Annotated in this window: 18 protein-coding genes; 12 read left to right on the forward strand and 6 right to left on the reverse strand. The window is 68.7% G+C overall.

Translation table 11 applies throughout. From position 1 onward, the window contains the following. Window position 1 precedes the first annotated feature (1 nt). From purB to FDA38_RS23910, 7 genes are all read left to right on the forward strand, one after another. Window positions 2-1,438 carry an adenylosuccinate lyase gene (gene purB, locus FDA38_RS23880; RefSeq protein WP_137256295.1) on the forward strand — a complete coding sequence of 479 codons (1,437 nt, stop codon included), beginning with the start codon at window positions 2-4 and terminating at the stop codon, window positions 1,436-1,438. A 3-nt stretch (window positions 1,439-1,441) separates the two neighbouring features. Continuing rightward, window positions 1,442-1,798, forward strand: a complete 357-nt coding sequence (locus FDA38_RS23885) for a hypothetical protein (protein WP_137256296.1) — start codon at window positions 1,442-1,444, stop codon at window positions 1,796-1,798. Window position 1,799: 1 nt separating this feature from the next. Further along, a complete protein-coding gene (locus FDA38_RS23890) occupies window positions 1,800-2,192 on the forward strand; it encodes a hypothetical protein (protein ID WP_137256297.1) in 393 nt (130 codons plus the stop codon). A gap of 63 nt (window positions 2,193-2,255) precedes the next feature. After that, entirely contained in the window at window positions 2,256-3,476 is a 1,221-nt protein-coding gene (locus FDA38_RS23895; RefSeq protein WP_137256298.1) for a bifunctional glycosyltransferase family 2/GtrA family protein, read from the forward strand. Beyond that, window positions 3,476-5,470 (forward strand): glycosyltransferase family 39 protein, encoded by a 1,995-nt coding sequence (locus FDA38_RS23900; protein ID WP_137256299.1) that lies wholly within the window; start codon window positions 3,476-3,478, stop codon window positions 5,468-5,470. The genes FDA38_RS23895 and FDA38_RS23900 overlap by 1 nt, the downstream gene beginning before the upstream one ends. A 2-nt stretch (window positions 5,471-5,472) precedes the next feature. Continuing rightward, complete coding sequence (locus FDA38_RS23905) at window positions 5,473-5,913, forward strand: hypothetical protein (RefSeq protein ID WP_137256300.1); 441 nt, start codon at window positions 5,473-5,475, stop codon at window positions 5,911-5,913. Window positions 5,914-6,051: 138 nt separating this feature from the next. Further along, complete coding sequence (locus FDA38_RS23910; RefSeq protein ID WP_137256301.1) at window positions 6,052-6,474, forward strand: hypothetical protein; 423 nt, start codon at window positions 6,052-6,054, stop codon at window positions 6,472-6,474. On the opposite strand, the gene FDA38_RS23915 is transcribed toward FDA38_RS23910, so the two are convergent. Then, window positions 6,458-7,036: a TetR/AcrR family transcriptional regulator gene (locus FDA38_RS23915; RefSeq protein WP_137256302.1), complete on the reverse strand. Its 579-nt coding sequence runs from the start codon at window positions 7,034-7,036 to the stop codon at window positions 6,458-6,460. The two genes, FDA38_RS23910 and FDA38_RS23915, sit on opposite strands and share 17 nt — an antisense overlap. A 53-nt stretch (window positions 7,037-7,089) precedes the next feature. Between FDA38_RS23915 and FDA38_RS23920 the strand changes: the two genes are divergently transcribed. Together FDA38_RS23920 and FDA38_RS23925 are read left to right on the forward strand one after the other, a co-directional pair. Next, window positions 7,090-8,148 carry an FAD-dependent monooxygenase gene (locus FDA38_RS23920; protein ID WP_137256303.1) on the forward strand — a complete coding sequence of 353 codons (1,059 nt, stop codon included), beginning with the start codon at window positions 7,090-7,092 and terminating at the stop codon, window positions 8,146-8,148. A gap of 9 nt (window positions 8,149-8,157) precedes the next feature. Continuing rightward, window positions 8,158-9,033: a phosphoribosylaminoimidazolesuccinocarboxamide synthase gene (locus FDA38_RS23925; protein WP_137256304.1), complete on the forward strand. Its 876-nt coding sequence runs from the start codon at window positions 8,158-8,160 to the stop codon at window positions 9,031-9,033. Here FDA38_RS23925 and FDA38_RS23930 read toward each other — a convergent pair. From FDA38_RS23930 to FDA38_RS23950, 5 genes are all read right to left on the reverse strand, one after another. Continuing rightward, the gene (locus tag FDA38_RS23930) at window positions 9,030-9,518 is read right to left on the reverse strand and encodes a hypothetical protein (protein ID WP_137256305.1); all 489 of its coding nucleotides are present in this window, start codon (window positions 9,516-9,518) and stop codon (window positions 9,030-9,032) included. The genes FDA38_RS23925 and FDA38_RS23930 overlap by 4 nt on opposite strands. A 79-nt stretch (window positions 9,519-9,597) precedes the next feature. Continuing rightward, window positions 9,598-10,218: a CDP-alcohol phosphatidyltransferase family protein gene (locus FDA38_RS23935; RefSeq protein ID WP_137256306.1), complete on the reverse strand. Its 621-nt coding sequence runs from the start codon at window positions 10,216-10,218 to the stop codon at window positions 9,598-9,600. Next, the gene (locus tag FDA38_RS23940) at window positions 10,215-11,540 is read right to left on the reverse strand and encodes an FtsX-like permease family protein (protein WP_137256307.1); all 1,326 of its coding nucleotides are present in this window, start codon (window positions 11,538-11,540) and stop codon (window positions 10,215-10,217) included. The genes FDA38_RS23935 and FDA38_RS23940 overlap by 4 nt, the downstream gene beginning before the upstream one ends. Then, on the reverse strand, window positions 11,537-12,220 hold the full coding sequence (locus tag FDA38_RS23945) for an ABC transporter ATP-binding protein (protein ID WP_137256308.1): 684 nt from the start codon (window positions 12,218-12,220) through the stop codon (window positions 11,537-11,539). The genes FDA38_RS23940 and FDA38_RS23945 overlap by 4 nt, the downstream gene beginning before the upstream one ends. Then, window positions 12,217-12,738, reverse strand: a complete 522-nt coding sequence (locus FDA38_RS23950; protein ID WP_137256309.1) for a PadR family transcriptional regulator — start codon at window positions 12,736-12,738, stop codon at window positions 12,217-12,219. Before FDA38_RS23950 ends, FDA38_RS23945 begins: the two co-directional genes overlap by 4 nt. Before the next feature lie 112 nt (window positions 12,739-12,850). Here FDA38_RS23950 and purS point away from each other — a divergent pair, with 112 nt between their 5' ends. The 3 genes from purS to FDA38_RS23965 are packed head-to-tail and all read left to right on the forward strand — an operon-like array spanning window position 12,851 to window position 15,824. After that, on the forward strand, window positions 12,851-13,102 hold the full coding sequence (purS, locus tag FDA38_RS23955) for a phosphoribosylformylglycinamidine synthase subunit PurS (protein ID WP_130387955.1): 252 nt from the start codon (window positions 12,851-12,853) through the stop codon (window positions 13,100-13,102). Further along, the gene (purQ, locus tag FDA38_RS23960; protein WP_137256310.1) at window positions 13,099-13,770 is read left to right on the forward strand and encodes a phosphoribosylformylglycinamidine synthase subunit PurQ; all 672 of its coding nucleotides are present in this window, start codon (window positions 13,099-13,101) and stop codon (window positions 13,768-13,770) included. The genes purS and purQ overlap by 4 nt, the downstream gene beginning before the upstream one ends. 14 nt (window positions 13,771-13,784) lie before the next feature. Next, a complete protein-coding gene (locus FDA38_RS23965) occupies window positions 13,785-15,824 on the forward strand; it encodes a hypothetical protein (protein WP_137256311.1) in 2,040 nt (679 codons plus the stop codon). Window position 15,825 lies beyond the last annotated feature (1 nt).

The following is a 15,825-nucleotide window of genomic DNA, read 5'->3' on the forward strand; positions in this document are numbered from 1 at the left end:
AATGGGGCTCGTGACCAAGCCCCTGATCCCCAACGTTCTCGCCGCGCGCTACGCCAGTCTGTCGATGGCGGAGCTGTGGTCACCGGAGCACAAGATCGTGCTCGAGCGGAAGCTCTGGGTCGCGGTGCTGAGGGCCCAGAAGGAGCTCGGGGTCGAGGTTCCGGACGGGGTCGTCGAGGACTACGAGCGGGTGATCGACCAGGTCGACCTGGCATCGATCGCGGCCCGGGAGCGGGTCACGCGGCACGACGTGAAGGCGCGGATCGAGGAGTTCAGCGCGCTCGCCGGGCACGAACACATCCACAAGGGGATGACGAGTCGTGACCTGACCGAGAACGTGGAGCAGCTCCAGATCCGCGCCGGCCTCGAGCTGGTCCGCGACCGCGCGGTGGCCACCGCCGTACAGCTCGGTCAGAAGGCGGCCGAGCACGCGGCGCTGGTGATGACCGGCCGCTCCCACAACGTCGCCGCGCAGGCGACCACACTGGGCAAGCGGTTCGCCTCGGCCGCGGACGAGCTGCTGGTCGCGATCGCGCGGATCGAGGAGCTGATCGAGCGGTATCCACTGCGCGGCATCAAGGGCCCGGTCGGTACGTCGCAGGACATGCTCGACCTGTTCGGCGGCGACGAGATCAAGCTGGCCACGCTGGAGACCACGATCGCGCAGCACCTGGGCTTCAGCCACACGCTGACCAGCGTCGGCCAGGTGTACCCACGGTCGCTCGACTACGAGGTCGTCTCCGCGCTGGTGCAGCTGGCCGCCGGGCCGTCCAGCCTGGCGACGACGATCCGGCTGATGGCCGGGCACGAGCTGGTCACCGAAGGCTTTAAGGAGGGCCAGGTCGGCTCCTCGGCGATGCCGCACAAGATGAACACCCGGTCGTGCGAGCGGGTCAACGGCCTCGCCGTCATCCTCCGCGGATACGCGTCGATGGCGGGCGAGCTGGCCGGCAACCAGTGGAACGAGGGCGACGTCTTCTGCTCCGTCGTACGGCGGGTCGCGCTGCCGGACGCGTTCTTCGCGCTGGACGGGCTGTTCGAGACGTTCCTGACCGTCCTGGACGAGTTCGGGGTGTACCCGGCCGTCGTGTCGCGTGAGCTCGAGCGGTACCTGCCGTTCCTGACCACGACCAAGGTGCTGATGGCCGCGGTGAAGAACGGCGTCGGCCGGGAGACCGCGCACGAGGTGATCAAGGAGCACGCGGTCGCGACCGCCCTCGACCTGCGCAAGGGTCTGGCCGGCAACGACCTGTTCCACCGCCTCGGCGCCGACGGCCGGCTCGGCCTCACCGAGGAGCAGATCGTCGGCATCGTCGGCGAGCCGCTGACGTTCACCGGCGCGGCCGTCGCCCAGGTCGGAGCGGTCGTCGCGAAGATCGACGACCTGGCGAAGCGCTACCCGGAGGCCGCCGCCTACACCCCGGGTGACATCCTCTAACCCGTGTTCGCACCGCTCACCTGGTTCCTGGTTGCGCTGTCGCTCGCCGCGGCGGTGTTCGCCGTCGTCCTCGCGGCGCGCGACAAGCGGATCAATTGGACATTGCTCGGCATGCTCGGGGTGATCGAGGTCGCGCTGGTGGCGCAACTGGTGGTCGGCATCGTGCAGCTGAGCGGGACCGACCGGGACGTGTCCGGGCCGTTCTTCATCGGCTACCTGATCGGCTCGCTGATCATCCTGCCGATCGGGGCGTTCTGGGCGCTGGCCGAGAGCAGCCGCTGGGGCGCCGGCGCGCTGGCCATCGCCTGCGTCGTGATCCCGATCCTCGAGCTCCGGCTGTACGACGTGTGGACGGCCTGACATGACCGATCCCGCAGCGACCAAGCACGGCCCGGGCCGGATCCTGATCGCGGTGTACGGCGTGTTCGCGCTGGCCGCGACCGCCCGCGCCGGCGTACAGATCGCGACGAAGTTCAGCGACGCCCCGATCGCCTACGTGTTGTCGGCCGTTGCCGCGATCATCTACTGCGCGGCGACGTTCGCGTTGGCCAAGGCAACGAACGTGTCCCGCAAGGTCGCCACGACAGCGATCGCGATCGAGCTGATCGGCGTACTCGCGATCGGTGCGTTCAGCTACGCCGCCCCGGACGACTTCCCGGATGCGACCGTGTGGTCGCACTTCGGGCAGGGCTACGGGTTCGTGCCGGTGGTGCTGCCGGTACTCGGACTGCTCTGGTTGCGTCGCACTCGGTAACTGCCAGGAAACTGCCAGCCACACGCAGGGGCTGCCACAGGTTCGCCGGACAGCATCGGTGACATGCAGATTCCAGGTCATCCTCGGGTCGAGATCGTCGTGCCCGTCAAGAACGAGGAAAACGACCTCGGACCGAATATCAGACGGTTGCGGGAGTTCCTCGACACCGCTTTCCCGTTCCCGGCCGAGGTCTGCATCGCGGACAACGGAAGTACGGACGCGACATATGAGATCGGCATGCTGCTCGCGAGCGAGCTGCCCGGGGTCCGGATCGTCCGGCTCGAGCAGTCCGGCCGCGGCCGCGCGCTGAAGCAGGTCTGGTCCGCGAGTACCGCCGAGGTGCTCGCGTACATGGACGTCGACCTGTCCACCAACCTGAACGCCATGCTCCCGCTGGTGGCGCCGCTGCTGGCCGGGCACAGTGATGTTGCCATCGGCACCCGGTTGGCGAAGAGCTCGCGGGTGGTCCGGCGGCCGAAGCGTGAGTTCATCTCGCGCTCGTACAATCTGTTGCTGCGGGCAACATTGAGTGCGCATTTCTCGGACGCCCAGTGCGGGTTCAAGGCGATCCGTGCCGACGTCGCGCACGAGCTGCTGCCGCTGGTCGAGGACACCAGCTGGTTCTTCGACACCGAGCTGCTGGTGCTGGCCGAGAAGGCCGGGCTGCGGATCCACGAAGTACCGGTGGACTGGGTCGACGACCTCGACTCCCGGGTCGCGATCGCGAAGACGGTCGGCGAGGATCTGCGGGGGATCGCTCGACTGATGCGCAGCCGCGTCGACCTCGAGCCGGTCCGGCAGAAGTACGGCCGCCCGCGGATCCTCGATCCTCGTACGGCGATGGCGGCCCGGGTACTGCGCTTCTGCGCGGTCGGCGTGCTGAGTACCGCGGCGTACGCGCTGCTCTATCTCGTGCTGCGCCAGGGCATGCCGGCCCAGGCGGCGAACCTGCTGTCGCTGCTGATCACGGCGGTCGGCAACACCACGCTCAACCGCCGGATCACCTTCGGCGTACGCGGCGTGGAAGGCCGTTGGCGGCATCAGCTGCGCGGCCTGGTTGCCTTCGGCATCGGGTGGAGCTTGACCGCGGCGTCGCTCTGGCTGTTGCACACGGCAATCGCCGCTCCGCACCAAGCGGTGGAGATCACCGTGCTGACCATCGCGAACCTGGCCGCCACCGTGGTCCGGTTCAGCCTCTTCCAGACGTGGGTGTTCGACGACGACGCGCCTACCTTGCCCGCCTTCGAACCCCCTGCGGTTCTCGACCAGACCCGGAGCAATTGATGACAACCCTGACCGACCCCGTCGAGGCGACGCGGCCGCGGGCGATCAGTACGCAGTACACGCTGGGCCGGGACAAGGTCCTGTACGGCGGGCTGCTGGTGCTGACCGCGATCGCGTACCTGTGGGGACTGTCCAAGAACGGCTATGCCAACGAGTACTACGCGGCCGCCGTGCAGGCCGGGTCGACGAGCTGGAAGGCCTGGTTCTTCGGGTCGTTCGACTCGTCGAGCTTCATCACCGTGGACAAGACCCCCGGGTCGCTGTGGGTGATGGGGTTGTCCGCGCGGATCTTCGGCTTCAACAGCTGGAGCATGCTGGTGCCGCAGGCGCTGATGGGGGTCGCGAGCGTCGGGTTCGTGTACGTGTCGGTGCGGCGGTGGTTCTCCGCGAACGCCGGGCTGCTGGCCGGCGCGATCCTCGCGGTCACGCCGGTCGCGGTGCTGATGTTCCGGTTCAACAACCCGGATGCGCTGCTGATCCTGCTGCTCTGCGCGGGTGCGTGGGCCGTGACGCGGGCGATCGACTCGGTGAAGCACTCGGCCCGGTGGATGATCCTGGCCGGTGCGCTGGTCGGGTTCGGGTTCCTGACGAAGATGCTGCAGGCGTTCCTGATCCTGCCGGCGTTCGGGCTGGCGTACCTGGTGGCCGGGAAGCCGGCGCTCGGGAAGCGGCTGATCCACCTCGTGCTGGCGACGGTCTCGCTGATCGTGAGTGCCGGGTGGTGGGTCGCGATCGTCGAACTGCTGCCCGCTTCGGCGCGGCCGTACATCGGCGGGTCATCGGACAACAGCATTCTCGAGCTGACGCTCGGGTACAACGGGCTTGGCCGGTTGAGCGGTAATGAGACCGGTTCTGTCGGCGGCGGTATCGGCAACCCCGGCTGGGGTGGCGCGACGGGTCTGCAGCGGCTGTTCGGTGGTGAGTTCGGGTCGCAGATCTCCTGGCTGATGCCGGCTGCGCTGCTCGCGACCGTCGTACTGATCGTCGCTGCGGGCAAGGCGCCGAGGACGAACAAGACCCGCGCTTTCGCGTTGCTGTGGGGCGGATGGCTCGTGGTCACCGGGCCGGTGTTCAGCTACATGCAGGGCATCATCCACCCGTACTACATGATCGCGCTGGCGCCGGCCTTCGGTGCGGTGATCGGTGCCGCGATGTCGATCCTGTGGCGCCGCCGGGCCGAGTGGTTGCCGCGGGCAACTCTTGCGGGTGGGGCGTTGCTGACGGCCGGCTGGAGCTTCGCGTTGCTGAACGGGACTCCGACCTGGCACCCGTGGCTGCGGTGGGTGGTGCTGATCACCGGTGTGCTAGCGGCCGGGTTGGTGCTGCTGCTGCCGGAGCTCAAGTTGCATCGGACGGCGGCTCGACGCGCCGGGATCGCGGCTGCGGCGGTGTTGGCGTTCAGCGCGCTGGCGGGGCCTACGGCGTACTCGTTGGACACCATCAGTACGGCGCATGCGGGAGCGATTCCGACTGCTGGTCCCGGCGGGATGGGCGGTATGGGCGGCGGACGTGGTGGCTTTGCGGGCGGGCGGATGGGTACTCCGCCCGGACAGACCGGGACTGGTACGACGGGGCAGCCTGGGACTACTACCGGGGGTGGAATGCCTGGTGGTGGGTTCCTCGGGGGTGGCGGGACCAGTGGAGTCTCGAGTGAGCTGGTGACGCTGCTGCAGCAGGGCGCGAAGGGGTACACCTGGGCCGCCGCCTCGGTGACCGCGAACGGTGCCGCGCCGCTGCAGATTGCGTCCGGCGAGCCGATCATGGCGATCGGCGGGTTCAACGGGACCGACCCGGCGCCGTCGCTGGCCGAGTTCAAGCAACTGGTTGCCCAGGGCAAGATCCACTACTTCATCGGTGGTGGCGGAATGGGTGGCGGCTTCGGCGGCCGTGGCGGGACCTCGAACGAGATCTCGACCTGGGTCTCGGAGAACTTCACTGCGCAGACCGTCGGCAGCACCACCGTGTACGACCTCTCCACCGGAACAGGAGCATGAAGATGACGCAACCCCAAGAAGCCCAGTGGCAAGCCGCCCGAGCGGCCCAGGCCGGCACCGCACCACAGCCGCCGACCGCACCGCAGCCGCCGACCGCGCCTGCACCTGCAGCGGAGGCAGCTCCAAGTATGAAGCGGCCCAGCAACGTGGTGCTCGCCGGGGCCGGGTCTGTGCTTGCGGTGCTGGCTTTCCTTGGTGGGATGGCTGTCGGGCACTCGTGGGACGGGACGAGCACCCAGCAGAACCAGTTCGGTGGGCCGGGTGGTGGCGTCGGCCGCGGATTCCAGGGACAGGGCAACGGTCAGGGAACCGGGCAAGGCACAGTCCCCGGCCAGGGTCAAGGGCAGGGGACCACCGGTCAGGGCCAGGGAACCCAGCAGGGTCAGGGAACGCTTCCAGGGCAGGGAACCCAGCAGGGGCAGGGGACGACGCAGAACGGGTGAACCTGACTTGAAGTAGGCAGCCCGGCGGGTCATGAGCGGACACTCGGCCCGCCGGGCGTTGTTTCTGGACGATCGTCAAGCTGTAAGACGACACGCGGAATGGTTCACCGGCCCACGGGGTGGGGTAGGGATGGGGGCGTGGAATGGTCGAACGTCACCTGGTTCCTGACCGCGCTCGGCGCGGTCGTCGTCCTGATCACGCGCGTCCGGCTCGGTGGAACGGTGGTGGACGGCACCGCTCACGGCGCCGGCCGGCACGGGTTTTCTGCTGCCCTGCTGCGGTTGCACACCGTCGTGGGTGTGATCACGCTGCTCGGCTGGGTCGTTGCCCTGGTCACCGGTCGGCGGGAGATCGCGTTCGTGATGCTGGCCGGGTGGTGGTTGCTGACCGTCATCGGACTGTTGCTTCTGGCCCGTTGGTTGCCGAGTGGAGGCAAGCATTCCGAGGACACGCAGAGTGATGCGTGGGGTTCCGGCGCGGGCCTGTCCGTCCTCGGCCACGTCGGCATGCTGGTCGGCGTCTGCTACTTCACCTTCGTCACGATCACCGATCGCCTGTGAGCCCTGCGATCAGCGCCACGACAGAACGCCGTACGGCGGCCTCGAACGCTTCTGGTGAGAGCGTTGCGCCCGCGCCCGCGACGCGGTCGTACATCAACCCGTCCATCATCGCGGCCACCGGCCACGCCGCCGCCTCCGGCTCGGGTATGCCGAGCCCGTCGAGCAACTGCGCGAGCATCGCGCGCAGTTGCAGCCCGCCCTCGGTGATCGCCGCCCGCAGTTCGGGCTGACGACTCGCCTCCAACGACAGCTCGTACCGCGCGACCAGATCGTCCGGGCGATCGCGCGCCATCCCTGCCGTCATCCCGACCAACAGTTCGACCGGATCCGCGCCGGCCGGTGGCATCGCGCTCACGTCCCGGGTGAGCATCCGGCTCACGCATGCGGTGAGCAGAGCGTTCCGGGTGCGCAAGTAGTACGACGTCGATCCCGGCGGCAGGCCGGCCTCGGTGTCGACCGCGCGGTGGGTCAGCCCGCGCAAACCGCGCGTCGCGACCAGATGGATCGCGGCGTCGGCGATGGCGTCCTGGCGATCCGCACCTCGCGGAACCTGCTTCGTCACGCCGGTCAGTCTCGCACTTCCCAACCAAACTCTACAGATGTAGAGTCCAGTTCATGAGTACGGCGATCGTGGTCGGAGCGGGTATCGGAGGGGTTACGGCTGCTGTCGCGCTGCAACGGTGCGGCTGGCAGGTCACAGTGCTGGAGCGTGCTCCCGAGCTGGGCGAGGTGGGGGCCGGCATCTCGGTCTGGCCGTCGGCGGTCGCCGTGCTCGAGGAGCTCGGGGTGAAGGGCGTCGAGAAGGCGTCGGTGCAGTCGAAGCCGGCCGGCATGCGCAGGCCCGACGGCCGCTGGGTCGTCAGTGCGGCCGAGCTCGGCGTCGAGCTGCCGGTGATGATCCACCGGGCGCAGTTGCACGACCTGATCACGGCCGAGTTCGGTCCGGCCGTCACAGTTCGGACCGGATACGAAGTACGGACCGTCACCCAGGACGCGGACGGCGTCACGGTCAACGGTGAGCTTCACGCCGATCTCGTGGTCGCCGCGGACGGGATCCGGAGCGTGGTGCGGGGAGCGTTGTACCCGCAGTACAAGGGCCCGCGGTACTCCGGGTTCTCGGCGTACCGCGGGATCGCGGATGTGGAGCTGGACGACGGCGGTGGGGAGACCTGGGGCCGTGGGCAACTGTTCGGGTTCGCGCGGCTGATCGACGGGCGGTACTACTGGTACGGGACGGCGAACCAGCCGGCCGACGCGGCGAGCGAGCCGACCGTGTTCAAGAGCTGGCACGATCCGATCCCGAGGCTGATCGCCGGCAGCGAGAAGGTGCTGCAGAACGACATCTACGACCTGACGCTGCCGTTGGTCCCGTTCGTCCAGGGCCGGATCGTCCTGCTCGGCGACGCAGCCCACGCGATGACGCCGAACCTCGGCCGCGGCGCGTGCTCCGCGATCGAGGACGCCGGTGCGCTGGCGCGGCACCTGCAGGCGAGCGAGCTCAGTCAGGCGTTGACGGCGTACGACGCCGAACGGCGACCCGCGACGACCAAGCTGGTCAAGCGGTCGCGGGGTCTCGGCCGGCTCGCGCAGGTCGAGAATCCGGTGGTGTGCGGGCTCCGCGACGGGCTGTTCGCCCTAGGGGGCAAGGTGATGGCGCTGCGTGCCCGCAAGTAGGCTCGCGGCGTGATCACTACGCCGCAGGCGCCGGAGATCCCCGGCGCGAAGCACATCCACTCCGGCAAGGTCCGGGACCTGTACGAGCTGGAGTCCGGCGATCTGCTGATGGTGGCGAGCGACCGGATGAGCGCGTTCGACTGGATCCTGGAGTCGCTGATCCCCGACAAGGGGAAGGTGCTCACCGCGATGAGCCTGTGGTGGTTCGAGCAGCTGGACGTGCCGAACCACATCATCTCCACCGATGTGCCGGCCGAGGTCGCGGGCCGCGCGGTGGTGTGCGAGAAGCTGGCGATCTACCCGGTCGAGTGCGTGGCGCGCGGATACCTCAGCGGCACCGGCCTGCTCGACTACAACGCCACCGGCGCCGTCTGCGGCATCCCGCTGCCGGACGGACTGGTCGAGGGCTCCCGGCTGGACGACCCGATCTTCACCCCGGCGACCAAGGCCGAGCTCGGCGAACACGACGAGAACGTCTCGTACGACGCGGTGGTGGCAACCGTCGGCGCGGACACCGCGTCGACGCTGCGGGACACCACCCTGGAGATCTACGCGTGGGCGCGGTCGATGGCCGAGGATCGCGGGATCATCCTGGCGGACACGAAGTTCGAGTTCGGCGCCCGCGCGGACGGGACGCTGGTGCTCGCCGACGAGGTGCTCACCCCGGACTCGAGCCGCTTCTGGCCGGCCGACCAGTGGTCCCCGGGCAAGCAGCAGCCGTCGTACGACAAGCAGATCGTCCGCGACTGGCTGCAGTTCGAGTCCGGCTGGGACCGTACGTCGGGGGAGGCGCCGCCGCCGCTGTCCGACGAGGTGATCGAGCGGACCAGGGCGGCGTACATCAACGCCTACGAGCAGCTGACCGGCCGTAAGTTCGACGCTTAGAAGGCGCTGACACCCAGGGCGAGCAGGATGAAGCGGGCGCCGCGGCCGGCCAGCACCGACAGGGTGAAGACCACGGTCCGCATCCGCGAGGCGCCGCCGATCAGCGCCACGCCGTACAGCGGTGGGACGCCGACGAAGGCGCTCAGCAGCGTCACCGGGATGCCCCAGCGGCTGTCGCTCATCGCGTCCAGGAGGCGTTTGGTGACGTCGCGGTTCCACTGGATGAAGCGGCCCCGGCGGGTGTCCAGGTTGACCGGCTTGGGTTCCTTGGTCTTGCGGGCCGCGTAGCCGGGGCGGTACCGGACGGCCAGGAACATGGCGACCTTGCCGATGGTCTGGCCGACGGAGATCCCGGCCGCGGCGACGACCGGGTTCAGGGCATGGGTGGCACCGACGGCGAGGACGTACGCCTCGGCATTCATCACCGGTACGACGGCGGACCCGATGCCGAAGCCCACCGCGAGTACCAGTTGCCACACCCACATGACTCCGAGGCTATGCGCCATTGCGGCCATTCCCACGCATCTCAGGCCCACCTTCGGGGGTAGACCAGGGTCCACCCCCTCATCGCGGGTTTCCCGGGGCGGCGAGCCAGCGGCCGCAGAGGATCATGATCAGGCGGTACGACGACACCACCTTGACCGCGAGCGCCGCGATCGCGACGACGTACGGCAGCCACTGCGCGCCGGTGTGGCCGGCCACGACCAGCGAGACCACCACGGCGCCGGTGTTCAGTGCCTTGGCGGGCTTGGACCAGTTCCAGAGGAAGATCGGCCGGTCGACCTTGTAGAAGTAGTTCGGGCTGAGCATCCACGGCCAGAGCAGGAACGAGAACGTCAGCATCGTGTCGAGTACGCCGAACTGCGCCAAGTAGATCGCCAGCGGGCCGATCGTCTCCGGGTACGTCGCCATGAACGCGGCCGCGAGCAGGAACGAGCAGGCCCGGTCGCAGACGATGTCGAACACCGCGCCGGACAGCGACTCCTCGTTCCGCTTGCGGGCCACCCAGCCGTCGAGACTGTCGCCGAACCAGTACGAGAAGTACCCGAGCACCAGCCAGGCCAGGTCGCCGGTACGGAACGCGAAGGTGGCGACCGTCATCGCGATCAAAGTCCGGACCAGGGTGATGCGGTTCGGCAGGCCCAACAGCAGCGCAGGCCGGACCGCTAAAGGGGTCGTGCTCATGCGGCCCTCAGATTCTCGGGATCCAGTGCGTCCCGGAGTTGGTTGCGAAGGAGGTAACCGGCGGCCGTGCCGCCGAGATGGCCGAGCAGCCAGCCGCCGGCCGTCAGGGCCGCCGCGATCAGCAGCGTGCCTGGCTCGAATGGATCGACCGCGCCGCCGACCACGCGACCGAGGCCGATCAGGGTGCCGAGCAGCAGACCGGTCGCAAGCGCGGGTGCGGCGACCGCAGTCAACTGGCGGCGGATCACCCGGCGCAGGAACGCCAGGTCCACGCCCAGTGCGGTCAGGCTGGCGAACTGGCGACGATGGTCGACCAGCTGGTCCGCGACACCGACGATCAGGGCAGCCATCGCGGTCAGCGCGACCAGGGCGAGTCCGGCGATCGTCAGCCCGAAACCAGTGGTGTAGAACGCGGCATTGCCACCCCGGTCGTTCACGGCGTGGACTCCGGCGATCGCGTTGGCCATGGTGCCGACGAGGAAGCCGCAACAGCCCAGCAGCATGCAGATGCGAGACGCCGGGCGCGAGTCGGTGACCAGCCGGAGGCCGGTCAGCATGTACGCCGGATCACTCGACCGCTGCAGCCGCAGCCCGACGGCGCGGATCCACAACGCCGACATGCTCAGGAAGAGCAGTGCGATCCCTGCGAGCGCGATCGTCGACGCGATGTAGCCCAAGTACCGCGAGGTCGCCAGACCGATCACGATCAGCACCGGCCCGGCGATGATGCCCGTACGACGCTGCGCCGCGGTCTCCGGCGTGGATGGCACAGGACCGTCCCGGTGCAACAGACTGCCGATCACCGCACCAGCTGCCGTCATCGCGATCACAACGGGGATCCACAGAGCTGCGTCCAGCACCTCCGCGCCAGGCAGGATCCGGGCCATCCGGGGGAGTGCGCCGAACAGCAGGCTGAGCAGCAGGTACGCCGGTCCGGCGAGCAGTCCGCCGACCAGGCCCGCGATAGCTGCATCGGTCACGGTCAGCTGGCGCAGCTGCTTGCGGGACGCACCTGCCAGTCGGAGCGCGTCCAGTCGCCGTTCGCGTGCCGCCGTACCCAGGCGCAGGGCCTGGACTGCGAGGCCTCCGGTGAGTACGGCGAGGATGATGAGGATCGCGATCAGTCCGGAGCGGAGGCCGGGCTCGGCGACGTAGTTGCTGTAGATGTCTTCGCTCAGCGGGCCCTTGCCCAGGCGCGCGATGCGCAACGCGCCAAGTAGTAGGGAGCCGCTGAGTGCCAGGGTCGCAGTGGCCAGCTTGACCCGGCTGTGGTCGGCCAGCGTCCGCGAGCGGGACAGCTGCACCAGCGTCTCGAGTGTCATCCGAGCGACACCTCGTGCTGGATCAGGCCGTCGCGCAACCTGATCTCACGGTCCGCCGAGGAGGCGACGACGTTGTCGTGCGTCACCATCAGCAGCGCGGCGCCGCGGTACCGGGCGGCCTGCAGCAGTACGTCGAGCAGCTCCTGCCCGGCGCGGCTGTCCAGGCTGCCGGTCGGCTCGTCAGCGAGTACGACGGACGGCCCGGTGACCAGCGCGCGCGCCAACGCGGCACGCTGCGTCTGGCCGCCGGATAACTCGGACGGAACCGCGTCGGCGTCGTCGGCGATCCCCACCTGGTCCAGCCAGTGCCGTGCGGCCACGTGGGCCTCGCCGCGCTCGTGGCCGTCCAGGAGGAGTGGCAGCGCCACGTTGTCGATCAGTGGCAGATCCGGCACCAGCTGCCCGAACTGCAGCACGATGCCGACCTTCGTACGCCGGAGTGCCGCGCGCTGCTCCTCCGGCAGCGTGGCCAGGTCCTGACCGTCCACCCGGACCACACCCGCGTCGGGCGTGAGGATGCCAGCCGCACAGTGCAGCAATGTGGACTTGCCGCAGCCGCTGGCGCCGGTGACCGCGACTACCTCACCTGGTTTGAGCTTCAGACTCACGCCGCGGAGCGCAGTGTTCCGCCGGTACGAGTACTCGACGCCCTCCAGCTCCAGCACTGGTTGTCCACTCATCTGTGAGCCCCCCTTTGCTCTGAGATGCGGTCCAAGGCGCTGTCCAGCCAGCGCAGGTCGGCGTCGAGATGGGCCACGATGTACTCGCGGACCAGTGGTGAGGTCGGGTCGTCGTCGGCGGGCGTCTCGCGCAGCTCGCGGATCCGGCGCAGGTGACTGGCGCGCTGACGGGCAAGGAAGCCGGCCGCGTCCCCGCCGGTGCGGATGGCTGCCACGAGCTTCCGTAGTACCTCGTCGGCGCTGCCCCAGGCCGGCGGGACCGGGTCGGTGAGCCAGTCGGCCAGGTGGTCGCGGCCCTTGCTGGTGAGCGCGTAGACGGTCCGGTCGGGGCCTCCGCCGGATGTCTTGTCGACCACCTCGACCAGGCCGTCGCGCTCCAGTCGACCCAGCGTCGTGTACACCTGGCCGAAGGCCAACGGTCGGCTGTCGGGGAACCACGCGTCATGGCCGCGCTTCACGTCGTACCCGTGGGCCGGGCCGGCGGACAGTAGCCCTAATACGAGCTCTGCGGTGGCCATATCGGTGACTATACACTGCGTGTATGTACTGAGTGAATAGTCTCGGATGCGGCATTCTGGTGCTCGCTCGGTAGGATTCAGGCGTCACCCCGGAACGAACCTGGAGTAGTCAGTGGCTCGCGTTGTCGTCGACGTCATGCTCAAGCCCGAGATTCTCGACCCGCAGGGCAAGGCGGTGCACGGCGCGTTCGGCCGGCTCGGCTTCGACGGCGTGGCCGACGTCCGGCAGGGAAAGCGCTTCGAGATCACCCTGGACGGTGAGGCGACGGAGGAGCGGGTCGCCGAGATCCGCAAGGCCGCGGACACCCTGCTGGCCAATCCGGTGATCGAGGACTACACGCTGCACGTGGAGAACGGACAGTGAAGATCGGGGTCGTCACCTTCCCGGGTTCGCTGGACGACGCGGACGCCCGGCGGGCGGCCGCGGTGGCCGGTGCCGAGGCGGTCGCGCTCTGGCACGGTGACGCGGACCTGCACGGCGTGGACGCGGTCGTCCTGCCCGGCGGCTTCTCGTACGGCGACTACCTGCGCGCCGGCGCGATCTCCCGGTTCGCCCCGGTGATGGAGACCATCATCAAGAAGGCCGGTGAGGGCCTGCCGGTGCTGGGGATCTGCAACGGCTTCCAGGTGCTGTGCGAGTCGCACCTGCTGCCCGGTGCGCTGATCAAGAACCACCACCGCAAGTTCATCTGCAAGGACCAGCCGCTGCGGATCGAGAACAACCGCACCGCCTGGACCAGCGACTACGACGCCAACCACGAGATCACCATCGTGCTGAAGAACCAGGACGGTTCGTTCGTCGCGGACGAGGCGACGCTGGACCGGCTGGAGGGCGAGGGCCGCGTCGTCGCCCGCTACCTGGACGAGAACCCGAACGGCTCGTACCGCGACATCGCCGGGATCACCAACGAGCGCGGCAACGTGGTCGGCCTGATGCCGCACCCCGAGCACTGCGTCGAGACACTCACCGGCCCGACCACGGACGGCCTGGGCTTCTTCACCTCGGTGCTGAAGGCCGTCGTCGCCTCCTGATGAGCCTGACAGGGGTGCGGTCGCTCCTGGCCCGCACCCTCTTACTAGCGGCGGCGGTCGTCCTGGCCGGCACTGGTACGGCGGCTGCACAACCCACCGACCTGATGGCGAAGGTCGTGGTGATCGGCGTACCCGGGCTGAGCTGGAGTGACGTACAGGCTTCGCCGGAGCTGACCGCCTTGGTGAATCAGTCGCATGTGGGGTCGATCTCGGTGAAGACGGCCGGGCCGCACACCTGTCCGGTCGACGGGTGGTTGACGATCAGCGCCGGTACGCGTGCCTGGGGCAACGTTCCGGACCAGCCGTGTGGTGACCTGCCCGCGGTGACCGACGGCAAGATCGCCGGCTGGCAGTCGTACGTCGACCGCCAGGCCGAGCACCACACCGGCGCTCCCATCGGCCGCCTGGGCATCAGCCGCGACCGGGTCTGCGGCTTCGGCCCAGGCGCAGCGATCGCCGTAGCGAAGCCCAACGGCACCGTCGCCAACTGGAGCCCCGACTTCGACGCCGCCAAGCTGGCCAGTACTGCGTGTGGCGACGCGATCGTCGATGCCGGCGCCATGCCGCTCCGCGAAGGACGCGACGAAGCACGCAAGCACGTAGCAGACCTGGTGACGCAAGCCAGAGCTGCAGGTGGCTGGGTGCTGCTCGTCGGAGTCGGCCAGGAGACCGCCGACGCACACCAGCAGACGCTGGTGGCGATGCATCTCCCTCCGGACAACGGTCCGCGCTGGCTGACCAGCGACTCGACCCGCCGCCCCGGCATGATCCAGCTGACCGACATCACCGCCACCGTCCTGCGTGGGGAGGCCAAGCCGGTCGACCCAGCCGGGTCCGAGAAGGCAGGTCCGCTCGACGGCGCGGAGATCCACTTCACCGGCGGCCTGCACACCAATGCAGAAGCAGTGATCGAGGACCGCCTCGACGCCAACCAGCGGTTCGAGCAACCACGGCCGGTGCTGTTCGTGGTGGCGTTGACGATCGTCGGCGCCGAGGTGCTCGCCCTGGTGTGGTTCTTGATCAGGCGCAGCCCGGCGTCCCGTCGTACTGCGGTGTTCACGCTGCTCATGCAGGGCGGGTTCTTCATCGCTGTCTTCCTGGCGCAGGCGACGCTCTGGTGGCGGTGGCCGTCGCCCGGATTCTCCTTGTACGCCGTGACGATCGGCATCAGCGCTTTGTCCGCAGTCCTGGCGCAGGTGTTCCTGAAGCGGTACGCGTACCTCGGGCTCGCGTTGGCGGCGTACCTGCTCCTGTTGATCGACGGAGTGCTCGGTACGCCGATGCAGGTCGGCAGCATGTTCGCCGACGGGCCCGTTATCGGCGGGCGGTTCTATGGCTTCGGCAACTCGACCTTCGCCACGCTGGCGGTCGGTGCGCTGATCACGGCCGGCTGGGCCGCGCAGAAGCTGATCGACAAGAGCAGAGTGCAGGCTGCACTCGCAGTACTGGTCATCGGCGGTGCTGCGATCGTCGTGGACGGCAAGCCGGGCTGGGGTACCGACTTCGGCGGCATCATCGCGCTGACGCCGGCCGTGCTGCTGATGGCCTGGCTCACCTGGAAGGGCACCATCTCGCTGCGCGCACTGATCGGTGTGGGCGTTGCCGGCGTGCTGGCGGTGTCGTTGGTTGCCTTCCTCGACTACCTGCGTCCGCCCGAGCAGCGCAGCCACTTCGGCACGTTCGTCGCGCGGCTGCTCGACGGCGACGTCAGCGACGTACTCATCCGCAAGCTTCAGATGGCAGTCCAGTTCTTCAGCGGACCGGCCGGCTGGGGGATGCTCGTCGGAGTCATCCTCTGCATGCTGGCGACAGTCCTGCCGGACCGGGTGCCCTCGGAGTCCTACCGCGAGTTCTACCGCAGCCTGCCGATGGTCCGGCCCACGCTGCTGGCCATGTCGACGTGCGGTCTCGTCGGCATGCTGTTGAACGACGCCGGGGTCGCACTGCCCGCGATCATGATCGGCTTCGCCCTCCCACTGCTGGTGGCTCATCTCATGGCTTCCCGGCAGCCCGCTACCGTTTCACCTGAGTCCCACCTAGTGCAGGAGTCCTAAC

This window comes from Kribbella jiaozuonensis (assembly GCF_005233875.1).
In the GTDB taxonomy this organism is placed as follows: domain Bacteria; phylum Actinomycetota; class Actinomycetes; order Propionibacteriales; family Kribbellaceae; genus Kribbella; species Kribbella jiaozuonensis.